Annotated in this window: 10 protein-coding genes and 1 pseudogene; 10 read left to right on the forward strand and 1 reads right to left on the reverse strand. The window is 73.1% G+C overall.

Features of this window, described 5'->3' with window-relative positions:
* Positions 1 to 137 precede the first annotated feature (137 nt).
* The 5 genes and pseudogenes from Pen02_RS38080 to Pen02_RS38100 all read left to right on the forward strand — a co-directional run bounded on the left by Pen02_RS38080 (position 138) and on the right by Pen02_RS38100 (position 3656).
* Positions 138 to 1118 carry a metal ABC transporter substrate-binding protein gene (locus tag Pen02_RS38080; protein ID WP_203871059.1) on the forward strand — a complete coding sequence of 327 codons (981 nt, stop codon included), beginning with the start codon at positions 138 to 140 and terminating at the stop codon, positions 1116 to 1118.
* Positions 1115 to 1882, forward strand: coding sequence for a metal ABC transporter ATP-binding protein (locus Pen02_RS38085; protein ID WP_203871060.1), 768 nt, complete (start codon positions 1115 to 1117; stop codon positions 1880 to 1882). The genes Pen02_RS38080 and Pen02_RS38085 overlap by 4 nt, the downstream gene beginning before the upstream one ends.
* Positions 1879 to 2745 (forward strand): annotated as a pseudogene (locus tag Pen02_RS38090) (metal ABC transporter permease); the annotation flags it as partial. The gene Pen02_RS38085 and the pseudogene Pen02_RS38090, both read left to right, overlap by 4 nt.
* A 139-nt stretch (positions 2746 to 2884) precedes the next feature.
* Positions 2885 to 3184, forward strand: coding sequence for an ArsR/SmtB family transcription factor (locus Pen02_RS38095; protein ID WP_203871062.1), 300 nt, complete (start codon positions 2885 to 2887; stop codon positions 3182 to 3184).
* Positions 3185 to 3248: 64 nt separating this feature from the next.
* Positions 3249 to 3656 carry a Fur family transcriptional regulator gene (locus Pen02_RS38100; protein WP_203871137.1) on the forward strand — a complete coding sequence of 136 codons (408 nt, stop codon included), beginning with the start codon at positions 3249 to 3251 and terminating at the stop codon, positions 3654 to 3656.
* Between the two features lie 33 nt (positions 3657 to 3689).
* Here the strand turns inward: Pen02_RS38100 and Pen02_RS38105 are convergent, their stop codons facing one another.
* Positions 3690 to 6302, reverse strand: coding sequence for a CHAT domain-containing protein (locus tag Pen02_RS38105; RefSeq protein WP_203871063.1), 2613 nt, complete (start codon positions 6300 to 6302; stop codon positions 3690 to 3692).
* Positions 6303 to 6555: 253 nt separating this feature from the next.
* Between Pen02_RS38105 and Pen02_RS38110 the strand changes: the two genes are divergently transcribed.
* The 5 genes from Pen02_RS38110 (at position 6556) to Pen02_RS38130 (ending at position 11058) form a co-directional block, all read left to right on the forward strand.
* A complete protein-coding gene (locus tag Pen02_RS38110; protein WP_203871064.1) occupies positions 6556 to 7806 on the forward strand; it encodes a S8 family peptidase in 1251 nt (416 codons plus the stop codon).
* Complete coding sequence (locus Pen02_RS38115; protein WP_239141947.1) at positions 7799 to 8497, forward strand: RNA polymerase sigma factor; 699 nt, start codon at positions 7799 to 7801, stop codon at positions 8495 to 8497. The genes Pen02_RS38110 and Pen02_RS38115 overlap by 8 nt, the downstream gene beginning before the upstream one ends.
* On the forward strand, positions 8472 to 8936 hold the full coding sequence (locus Pen02_RS38120) for a hypothetical protein (protein ID WP_203871065.1): 465 nt from the start codon (positions 8472 to 8474) through the stop codon (positions 8934 to 8936). Before Pen02_RS38115 ends, Pen02_RS38120 begins: the two co-directional genes overlap by 26 nt.
* Positions 8937 to 9258: 322 nt before the next feature.
* A complete protein-coding gene (locus Pen02_RS38125) occupies positions 9259 to 10296 on the forward strand; it encodes a hypothetical protein (protein ID WP_203871066.1) in 1038 nt (345 codons plus the stop codon).
* A gap of 147 nt (positions 10297 to 10443) precedes the next feature.
* On the forward strand, positions 10444 to 11058 hold the full coding sequence (locus tag Pen02_RS38130) for a hypothetical protein (protein ID WP_203871067.1): 615 nt from the start codon (positions 10444 to 10446) through the stop codon (positions 11056 to 11058).
* Positions 11059 to 11077 lie beyond the last annotated feature (19 nt).

Consider the following 11077-nt stretch of genomic DNA (forward strand, 5'->3'; position numbering starts at 1 on the left):
GGATCTCGGACGAGCGCGGGATTTCGGACGAGCACAGGATCTCGGACGAGCGCGGGTTCCCGAGTGGGCGCATGAAGCGGTTTCATGCAAGCATGCGTTTTTGACAATCATTCTCATTGTCGCGGAGAGTGGATGACATGGTGATCCGCTCCGCCCTCCGTACCGTCGCCCTCGCCGCCACCGGCCTGCTCGCGCTGGCCGGCGCCGCCGCCTGCGGCAACGACGGCACCGGCGCCGACCCCGACCGGGTCGACGTCGTCGCCGCGTTCTATCCGCTCCAGTTCGTCGCCGAACGCGTCGGCGGCGACGCCGTCCGGGTGACCAACCTCGCCAAGCCCGGCGCCGAGCCACACGACCTGGAACTCAACCCCGGTCAGGTCGGCCAGGTCAGCGACGCGGAGCTGATCGTCTACCTGGCCGGCTTCCAGCCGAGCGTGGACGAGGCGGTGCAGCAGCAGGCCGGCGACCGGGCCTTCGACGTGGCAGGCGTGCAGCCGCTGCTGGACGCGGCGGCCGGCGGGCACGACCACGAGGGCGAGGGCGCGGACCACGCGGCCGAGGAGGCCGGCGGCGCGGAGGAGCACGCCGAGGAGGCGAGCGGCAAGGACCCGCACGTCTGGCTGGACCCGACCCGGCTGGCCGGAGTCGCCGACAAGCTGGCCGAGCGGCTCGGCGCCGTCGACTCGGACCGGGCCGCCGACTACACCGCCCGGGCGAAGGCGCTGCGCACCGACCTGGAGGCACTGGACTCCGAGTACGCCCAGGGCCTGAAGACCTGCCAGCGGCGCGAACTCGTGACCAGCCACACCGCGTTCGCGTACCTGGCGGAGCGCTACCAACTGGAGCAGATCGGCATCTCCGGGCTGACCCCGGAGGACGAGCCGGCCCCGCAGCGGCTGGCCGAGGTGGCCGCCGAGGCCAGGGAGCACAAGACCACCACGATCTTCTTCGAGACCCTGGTCAGCCCGAAGGTCGCCGAGACGATCGCCCGGGAGGTCGGGGCGGCCACCGCCGTACTCGATCCGATCGAGGGCCTGCAACCCGGCAGCACCGGGGACTACCTTTCGGTGATGCGCAGCAACCTGGGGGCCCTGAGAACCGCGTTGGGATGTTCATGACCGAGCCTGTCGTCACCGTGCAGCACGGGGTGGTCGCCTACGACGATCGTCCCGTGCTGCGGGGCGTTTCCCTGCGGGTGGACCCCGGCGAGGTGGTCGCCGTACTCGGCGCCAACGGCTCCGGCAAGTCCACCCTGATCCGGTCGATCCTCGGCCTGGTGCCGCTGGCCGCCGGGGCGGTCACCCTGTTCGACACCCCGCAGCGCCGCTTCCGGCAGTGGCACCGGATCGGGTACGTGCCGCAGCGGATCGGCGCCGGCAGCGGCGTACCGGCCACCGTGGCCGAGGTGGTCGCCTCCGGCCGGCTGGCCCGCCGGGGCGTGTTCCGGCCGCCGGGCCGGGCCGACCGGGCGGCGGTGGCCGAGGCGCTGCGGTCGGTCGGGCTCGCCGAGCGGGCCGGTGACCCGGTGGCCACCCTCTCCGGCGGTCAGCAGCAACGCACCCTGATCGCCCGAGCCCTGGCCGGCCGGCCGGACCTGCTGGTCCTGGACGAGCCGACCGCCGGCGTGGACTCGGCCAGCCAGGACGCCTTCGCCGAGGCGCTGCGCGGGTTCGTCGCCGACGGCGGGACGGTGCTGCTGGTCGCACACGAACTCGGACCGCTGGCCGGGGTGATCACCCGGGCGGTGGTCGTACACGAAGGAAAGATCGCGCACGACGGCGCGGTGCCGGAACCGGTCGGGCACCACGCGGCACCCGGACACGACCACGTCCACCCGCACGCACCGGAGGAGTCCACGGGAATGTGGGGCGGACGGGCATGAGCATCTTCCAGTACGACTTCATGATCCGTGCCCTGGTCGGGGCGCTGGTGATCGGGCTGACCGCCCCGGCGCTCGGCATCTATCTGGTGCAGCGCCGGATGTCGCTGATCGGCGACGGGGTCGGGCACGTCGCGTTGACCGGGGTCGGGGTCGGGCTGCTGCTCGACCAGTCCCCGGTGCTGACGGCGGTGGTCGTCGCGGCGGTCGCGGCGGTCGCCATCGAACTGATCCGGGAACGCGGCCGGACGTCCGGGGACGTCGCCCTGGCGATGCTCTTCTACGGCGGCATCGCCGGTGGCGTGATGCTGGTCGGGCTCTCCGGCAGCCGCAGCAACGCCAACCTGATGGCGTACCTCTTCGGCTCGCTGACCACGACGTCGCCGCAGGATCTGGTGGTGATCGTGGTGCTCGCGGTGGTGGTCCTGATGACCATGGTCGCGTTGCGCCCGGCGCTCTTCGCCATCTGCCACGACGAGGAGTACGCCCGGGTCTCCGGCCTGCCGGTGCGGGCGCTGAACCTGCTGCTCGCGGTGACCACGGCGGTGACCGTGACCATCGCGATGCGGGCGGTCGGACTGCTGCTGATCAGTGCCCTGATGGTGGTACCGGTGGCCACCGCCCAGCTCTTCACCCGGGGCTTCCTCGGCACCATGCTGGCCGCGATGGGGCTGGGGCTGCTCGCCTCCGGCTCCGGGGTGTGGGTCGCCGGCACCGCCAACACCGCGCTCGGGGCCACCATCGTGATCCTGGCGATCGGCCTGTTCCTGCTGGTGTCGGTCGCCGTGGCGGTACGCCGGGCGCTGGCCCGGCGGCGGGCCGTACCCGGGCCGGAACCGCATGTCGAACCCTGTGACGTGGTGCTCGACCCCGCCCGGCGGACCGCACCGTACGTAGGCCCGGACACCGCTTCGGACACCGCTCCGCCGGTCTCGCCGGCCCCGGTTGACCTTGGAAGCCCGCACCGAACGGCGGTACGCCGTTAACAACGGTTACCGTTACGGGGTGACGAGCACCAACGCCTACGAGGCCTATGCGGGCGCGGGTGAGCTGCTACGCGCGCTCGCCGCCCCGATCCGGCTCGCCATCGTCAGCGAACTCGCCAACGGTGAGCGGTGCGTCCACGAACTGGTGGAAACCCTCGGCGCCCCGCAGCCGCTGGTCTCCCAGCACCTGCGGGTGCTGCGCGGTGCCGGAGTCGTGCGCGGCTCCCGGCGCGGTCGGGAAATCGCCTATGCCTTGGTCGACGAGCACATCGCGCATATCGTGGCGGACGCGGTGAGCCATTCGGGGGAAGCCACCTGACTTCGGGGGAAGCCACCTGACGAGGACACCCGGCGGACACGTGACGCGACGCGAGGAGGGCGAGATGGCGGCGGCGGACGGCAGCACGGCGGTACGCAACACCCGGCAGCGCAGCGCGGTCAGTGCGCTGCTCGGCGAGGTCGAAGGCTTCCACAGCGCCCAGGACCTGCACGCGATGCTGCGCAGCCGGGGCGAGCGGGTCGGGCTGACCACCGTCTACCGCACCCTCCAGGGGCTCGCCGACGCGGGCGAGATCGACGTGATGCGCCCGCCGGGCGGCGAGCACCTCTACCGCCGGTGCAGCGAGGGGCACCACCACCACCTGGTCTGCCGGGCCTGCGGGCGTACGGTCGAGGTGGAGGGGCCGGCCGTGGAAAGTTGGGCCGACCGGGTCGCCGCCAAGCACGGCTTCAAGGACGTCAGCCACACCCTGGAGATCTTCGGCACCTGCCCGGACTGCGCCGGCCGCTGAGCCGAGAGCGCCGACCGCCGGGTGGGGTCGGGGTCAGCCGGCACCGAAGCAGACGAAGGCCGCCGCCGTGGCCTGCGCCGAGCCGTCGCCGGTGGCGGCGAACTCCCGCTGGGCGGCGGCGAGCGCCGACGCCGGTCGTACGCCGGCACCCATCCGGCGGTGCAGGTCCAGCATCAGCGTGCTGGTCAGGTCCGCCGGCACCGGCAGCACGGTGGCGATCAGACTGCTGGCGCCGAGGGCCAGCAGCACCGAGGTGAAGCCCATCACCTCGTCGCCGGGGCGTACCCCGGACAGCCCCGAGTCGCAGGCGGAGAGCACCACACAGCCGGGCGGTCGGGGCAGCCGCTCCAACTCGTACGCGGTCAGCGGGCCGTCGGCGAGTTCCAGTGTGGAGAAGAGCGGATTGTCGGCCCGGAACGCCCCGTGCGCCGCGATGTGTGCCAGCCGTGCCCCGTCCAGTGCCGTGGTCACCGCCTCGGCGGTCGCGCCCCCGCCGGTCAGCAGACGCGCCCCGGGCAGCACCCGGCTCAGCAGGCGTACCTCGGTCTCGGCGGCGGGCAGGCGCGGACCGGCAGCCAGCAGGGGCGGCCCGTCCGGCACCGTACGGCGGGCCGCGTGCAGCCATGCCGTCGCCGACGGGGCCACGGTCACCGGCCGCCCCGCACAGGTCGGCAGACCCGCCCAGGCGACGCCGTGCAACGCCCCGATCGGCACTATCACCAGCGGCCGGTCGGCCAGGCGTACCCGCAGCGGCCCGAAGAGCTGCCGGTCCAGGGCCTCCGCGGTGTGTGCGACCCCGGCCCACGCGTCGGGGACGTCGCCGGTGACGACCAGCCGGCGCAGGCCGAACCGGTGCAGCCGGGCCGCGTGCACTGCCGCGTCGAGCGGACCGAGGTCGTGCAGGGTGGCCCGGCCGTCCCGGAGCAGCACCGCCCGGAGCCGCTCCCGGTGGGCGACGAGTTCCACCAGTACGGCGCTGCCGAGCCGCTCGCCGAGGGTGCGCACACCCGGCGGTGCCAGCAGTCCGCCGGTGCCGTCGACTCCCCGGGCCAGCTCCCGGATGTGCCGTTCGAGCCGGTGTTGGCGACGCCGCAGTGCGGTCACCGGCCGGCCCGCGAGCAGCGCCTCCTCCAGCGCGCCGCTGACCATCCGCAGCTCGGCCAGGGCGGCGGCCAGTCCGACGTCCTGCGGCGGAAGCACCGCCCGCATCCGCAGCGCACTGGCTCGCCACCGCTCCGTCCAGGCGAGCACCTGGCCGGGCGTACCGGAGCTGATCGCGAGGTCGACTCCCTCGGCCGCCAGTTCCTGGCCGTGTGCGCCGCTGTGTGCGCGCAGTTCGGTGGCGCCCAGCGCGGTCCGGTAGCCGTCGAGCACCGCCAGTCCGCGCTGCAACGCGCGGGCGCCGCCCCGATGGTCGCCGCCGAGCCGCCGGGACAGCGCCAGCGCGTACCAGCCCTGTGCCCGCCGCGACGCCGTCCCCCGGCGGCGGGCCCGGGCGGCGACCGCCAGCAGGTCGACAGCCCGCCCGGTACGACCGAGCGCGGCGGCCAGCCGGGCGGCCTCGATCCGGGTGGTCAGGGCCGGGTCCGGCCATCCGGTGGCGTCGAGCTGGTCGGCGGTACGCACCAGCGCGGTCAGCAGTGCCGCCGAGCGGGTACCCCGACGGAGTTCCGCGCGGAGTTCGACGTGTCGGGCGAAGGCGGCCCAGGTGCGGCGCCCCTGGCGGCGGAAGCGGATCCGTGCCGCAGCGGCGGTGGTGGTGGCGGTGTCCAGATCACCGGCGAGCAGCGCGGCCCGGGCTCGGGCGAGCAGTGCCTCGGCGAGATCCGAGGCCATGCCCCGCCGCCGCAGCTCCCGGACGGCGAGGCTGGCCACCTCGACCGCCTCGTCGACCAGCGGTACCGAGAGCAGCAGCTCGAACCGGTCCAGCAGCAGTGCCGGGCGGGGCACCTTGAGCTGCGCGTACTCCTCTTCGACGGCGGCGAAGCGGCGCAGCGCCCCGGGGATGTCGCCGCCGTGGCTGGCGGCGATGCCGAGGTTCCAGCGGACGTCGGCGGCGGCCAGGTCCAGTCCGAGCCGTTGGAAGATGGCGGCGGCGGGGCCGAGATCGTCGTCGGCGCCCGGGGTCGCGCCCCGGTGCGCGTTGAGCAGCCCCCGGTTGTTCCGGGCGCGCGCCTCCAGCAGCAGGTCGCCCTCGCGTTGGGCGATCTCCACCGCGATCCCGTACTCCCGGACCGCCTCCTCGAACTGGCCACGGAAGTGCAGCACCACACCCCGCTGCATCCGGGCCCGCCCGGCGTCGGCACCGGTCAACTCGGGCAGCGCCGAGGTGACCTCGGCCAGCGCGGCGGAGGTACGGCCGGCGTTGGCGAGCACGTAGCCGAGGCTCATCCGGGCCAGGGCCGCCACCCGGGGTGATCCGGCGGCCCGCAGCGCGCGGCGCAGGTGGCGCAGTGCCCCGGGCAGGTCGTTGAGTTCCCGCAGGGCCAGCCCGATCGCCCGTTCTGCGGTGGAGCGCTCGTCCGGGTCGGACCGCGCGGTCGCCAGCACCCGCCGCCCGAGCATGATCGCTTCCCGGGGATAGCGCTGGACGGCGTCGAGCGCGGCCCCGGCCGTGGGAGCGGCGGAGCCGACGCTGTCACCCATGCGGACAGAATCCCCGATCGATCACCTTGGGTCAATCTGTACGGTTATCCGAAAAGAGGTGATTCCACCGAGGTCCTGTCGGATCCATGATTATTGACAATCGGCTATAGCTGGAAAAGAATTGACGCCCCCGGGGGAATGTTCGAGGAGTTGGCTCGCCGACCGCACTTCTTTCGTCCATTTGGGAGGACCGGTGTCGCCTGACCGCCCCGTCGCGCCGCGCCCGAACAGTCGGTTGTCCCGTCGACATCTGATGGCGTTGCTCGGGCTGACCGCAGCCGCACCGTTGGGCGTCGGACTGCGACCGGGGGTGGCCGCCGCGGACAACGGCGACGACGAGGCGTACCAGCGGGCATTTCAGCAACTGCTGGCGGCCGATCGTGACGTGCTGTTCCACGGCGAGGCCGGCCGGGAGTTCCTCTACCGCCCCCGGCAGTTGCTGGTGGCCAACCCGGACACCCAACGGGTGCTGGTCATGCTGCGGAAGGCCGGGCATCCGGTCACCCCGGCCGGCGAGTTCGCCGGCGTCACCCGGCTGCGCTTCGAGCGGGAGGCCGACGTGCCCTCCGTGGTGGCGAAACTGCGTGATCCCCGGCAGTGGCCCAACCAGCCGGTCCCGAAGGTGCAGCCGCACCACGTGCTGCTGGGCTACGGCAACATCATGGGCAACCCGGGCGGGCCGCCGCAGGTAGCCGCCGCCCTGCCCGCACCGGATCCGGCGCACGCCGGTGACGGCGCCGGGGTGACGGTGGGCATCTGCGACACCGGGGTCTGGCGACTGGCAGGCGCCCGCCATCCGGACTGGCTCGGCGGCGGCTACCTGCCGCAGGTCGACGACGAGGACCCGCTCTACCTGCACAGCGACGTGCTCGGCCCGCAGGGCGGGCACGGCACCTTCGTCGCCGGGGTGGTCCGGCAGGCCGCGCCGGGCGTGCGGTTCGACCCCGAGCCGGCGCTGAGCCCGATCGGCATCGGCGACGAGGCGATGCTGGCGGCGGCGCTGGCCGGGCTCGGCCCGGAGGTGTCGATCGTCAACCTGTCGCTGGGCTGTTCCACCCAGGACGACCTGCCGCCGCTGCCGCTGGTGAACGTCCTCGCCGGCCGGCGGCCGGGCAGCGTCGTCGTCGCGGCCGCCGGCAACGCCGGCACCAACCGGCCGACCTGGCCGGCCGCGCTGCCCGACGTACTGGCGGTGGCGGCGGTGAGCGAGGGGGCGACGGGATTGCTGCCGGCCGCGTACAGCAGTTTCGGGTCCTGGGCGGACGCCTGCGCCGTCGGCGAGCGGACCAGCACCTACGTCGACGGCCGGCTGCTGCTGCCCGGACGGCCGGCCAAGCAGTTCCTCGGGTACGCGGCCTGGGCCGGCACCTCCTTCGCGGCGGCACACGTCTCGGGCCGACTGGCCGCCGTGACGAGTGCCACCGGGCTCGACGCCGAACAGGCCCGCCTGGTGCTGCTCGGCCATCCTGCCTGGCACCCCGACTACGGCGTACTCGTTGGCTGAGCGTCCGGATTCCGCCACGCGTCCCGAGGTCGGTGCGGCACCGGACGTCCCGGCGGCCGACGAGATCCTCGCCGGCCTGGTGTCGGCCGCCGCCAACGGCGACGAACCCGCCTGGGCCGAGCTGGTCCGCCGATACGCCCCGCTGGTGCTGTCGGTGATCCGGGCACACCGGTTGAACCGGACCGACGCGGCCGACGTGAACCAGACCGTCTGGCTGCGTCTGGTGGAGCACCTGGGCCGGGTACGCGAGCCGGCCGCCCTGGCGACCTGGCTGGCCACCACCACCCGGCGGGAGTGTTACCGGCTGGTCCGGATCGGCCGGCGCACCCAGCCGTTCGACCCGCTCGACGACGCCGTCGAGGCGACCATCGGCGCCCTGCTGCCGCAGGATCCCTCGGCACCGGACGAGAACCTGCTCCGGGCGGAACGCCGGCAGGCGCTGCGGGACGGCTTCGGCCAGCTTCCGGCCCGCTGCCGGGAGTTGCTGTCCCTGCTGGTCTCGGATCCGCCGGCCAGCTACCGGGAGATCGCCGAGCGGTTGGGCATGCCGATCGGCAGCATCGGCCCGTCGCAGGCGCGTTGCCTGCGTAAGCTGCGCAACTCCCCGGCGCTCGCCGCGTTCGTCGGGGCGTCCCCGGATGCCGAGGGGAGCGGAGGTGACCGCGATGGGGCTGTGGCCGCCGGCCGATGACGACGGCCTGCTGAGCGAGCTGGGTGCCGCGCTGCGCGATTCGGGACCGCCGCCGGAGGAGTTCCTGGCCGCCGGGTACGCGGCGTTGACCTGGCGTACCGTCGACGCCGAGCTGGCCATCGCCGAGCTGACCTTCGACTCGGCGTGCGACCCCGAGCCCGCCGGGCTGACCCGCTCCACCGGCTCGACCCGCGCCCTGGCGTTCCACGCCGGTCCGGTCGTCGTCGCGATCGAGGTGACCGCGACCGGCATCGTCGGTCAGCTTTCGCCGGCTCGCGGCGGCCGGGTCGTCGCCCGCACCCCACACGGCCCGTACGAGGAGGTGGCGGTGGACCCGGTCGGCTTCTTCTCGCTGGGTCCGCCGCCGTCCGGCCCGGTCCAGCTACACGCGTTGACGTCGGACTACGCGGTGGCGACCAGTTGGGTCCCGCTCGGCTGAACCGACCCGCACGTCGGCCACCACCCTGGAACCGCCGACCGCGCCGCTGTTCCACGGTGCCCGACGCAGGTGCCCGGACACCTGTGGTCGTACAAGAGGGCGCTCCGGCTCCGTTGATACAAATAGGCGCGTAATTCTTCCCGATGGCATTCCGCCTTATTCGAGAATTACTCCCTCCCCGGCAAATGAGGGCACGCGCGGCAATCGATTTATTCGCCTGTTCCATTGCCTCTGACCATTCGATTAGAGTCGTTTCGCCGGCTGAAGCGCGAGCGCGATCCTCATTACTCATCGCCCCAGTATCCGAGGAGAAGGAATCCCCATGAGCACTGCGAGTCCACGCCTGCTCCGAACTCCCATAGTGTTGTTCGGCGCGGTACTGGCGACGCTGCTGACCGTCTCGACCAGTGGCGCCGCCCTGGGCGGCGGCGTCGAGGCCGGGTCGACGGCCGGTGCGACGGTGTCCGCGCGTACCGACGCGTTCATGAAGGACACCGCGTCGGATGTCGGGAACGAGCCGCACGGAGCGATCTACTCGTCCTTCTTCAACAGCCCGGACGTCAAGATCTGCCCTGACGCGATCGAGTGCACGTCGCACACGAACCCGGTCGTCGGGTCGACCAGCTACATCTTCGCCAAGCTCCGGAACCCGGGCCCGTACGGGTCGGGGACCAGCTCCGGCACGCTGCGCGCGTACTACACCACCTCGGGTGGCGCCGCGAACTGGCCGGCACACTGGACCCCGATCGGCTCGAAGACCCTGCTGGTCGCGCCCGGCGAGACGGTCACCTCCATCGAGTGGCCGAACGTGCCCTCCATCGGGCACTTCTGCCTCCTGCTCCGCTGGGAGTCCGGGACCGATCCGATGAACTTCGAGGGTACGACGACCTCCATCAACACCCAGTACAACAACAACCTCGTCTGGAAGAACGCCAACACCGTCCCGGCCAACCCGGGCGGAGCGCCGACGGACCGGCCGTACGCGCTGGCGAACGGGCTGCCGGTACCAGCCAACTTCGACCTCGTGTTCCGGCCGGTGGACCAGGTCGTGCCGAACGTGCGGATCGTGGTCGATCTCGGCCCGGAACTGTTCGAGCGCTGGGTACGCAACGGCCGGGCGGGTGAGGGCGTCCGGGTGGTCGGTCGGACCCAGTTGGAGGTCGACCCGGGCCGGGGACAGATCAGGGGCCTGCTGGTCAATCCGGAGGAGCGTCCCGTCGTGAAGTTGAGCTTCGCGGCCGGCGAGGCGGCGCAGAAGCCGTACGTGCTCCAGGTGCTCCAGGTCGGACCGGCCCGTGAGCTCGGCGAGAAGTTCGTGGTGGGCGGGGTCGACTACACCATCGTGTCGGGCCGGGGCTGACAACGGAGGACGGTGGGCCGGTGGGCCGGGGAGCCGGGGAGGGCTCCCCGGCCCATCCGTGCGTACGTACCGCGCCCGCCCCGACTGCGGCTCCGGGCGCCACCCGCTCGGTGTTCCTCGGCACCGACCCGTGGCACGCTGACCGGCATGAGGATCTACGCCGATCGCTTTCCGACCGCTGCCCGTCAACTCCTCACCGACCTGCTCGTCGTCGCCTGGATCTACCTGTGGATTCGGGCCGCGATGTGGATGCACGACCTGGTGCAGAAGCTCGCCGTACCCGGACAGAAGCTGGAGGGGGCGGGTGGTGGACTGGCCGACAACCTGGCCGACGCGGGTGGCAAGGTCGGCCGGGTGCCGGTGGTGGGTGACGACCTGACGTCGCCGTTCGAGAAGGCCGCCGGAGCGGCGCGGGCGATGGCCGAGGCGGGGCGGGACCAGCAGGAGTTGGTCGGGGACCTGGCGATGGCGTTGGCGTTGGCGCTGCTGGTGTTTCCGCTCGGGGTGGTGCTGATGGGGTGGCTGCCGCTGCGGCTGCGGTGGGTACGCCGGGCCGGTGCCGCCCGGGCGTTGCGGTCGGCGCCGGCCGGGCGGGACCTGTTGGCGCTGCGTGCGTTGGCGAACCAGCCGATCCGGCGGCTGACCCGGATCGACCCGGACGTGGCGCAGGCGTGGCGGCGGGGTGACGCCGAGGCGGTGGACGCGTTGGCGGCACTGGAGCTGCGTGCGCTGGGGCTGCGGGCCGCTCCGGTACGCCGCTGACGCCGGTACGGCCGGCATC

Source organism: Plantactinospora endophytica, from assembly GCF_016862915.1.
Classification (GTDB): domain Bacteria; phylum Actinomycetota; class Actinomycetes; order Mycobacteriales; family Micromonosporaceae; genus Plantactinospora; species Plantactinospora endophytica.

Coding starts and splice junctions, on each gene's coding strand:
- Pen02_RS38120 (WP_203871065.1), top strand. CDS start 8,472: ATGGGGCTGTGGCCGCCGGCCGATGACGACGGCCTGCTGAGCGAGCTG.
- Pen02_RS38110 (WP_203871064.1), top strand. CDS start 6,556: ATGGCGTTGCTCGGGCTGACCGCAGCCGCACCGTTGGGCGTCGGACTG.
- Pen02_RS38105 (WP_203871063.1), bottom strand. CDS start 6,302: ATGGGTGACAGCGTCGGCTCCGCCGCTCCCACGGCCGGGGCCGCGCTC.
- Pen02_RS38125 (WP_203871066.1), top strand. CDS start 9,259: ATGAGCACTGCGAGTCCACGCCTGCTCCGAACTCCCATAGTGTTGTTC.
- Pen02_RS38130 (WP_203871067.1), top strand. CDS start 10,444: ATGAGGATCTACGCCGATCGCTTTCCGACCGCTGCCCGTCAACTCCTC.
- Pen02_RS38080 (WP_203871059.1), top strand. CDS start 138: ATGGTGATCCGCTCCGCCCTCCGTACCGTCGCCCTCGCCGCCACCGGC.
- Pen02_RS38100 (WP_203871137.1), top strand. CDS start 3,249: ATGGCGGCGGCGGACGGCAGCACGGCGGTACGCAACACCCGGCAGCGC.
- Pen02_RS38085 (WP_203871060.1), top strand. CDS start 1,115: ATGACCGAGCCTGTCGTCACCGTGCAGCACGGGGTGGTCGCCTACGAC.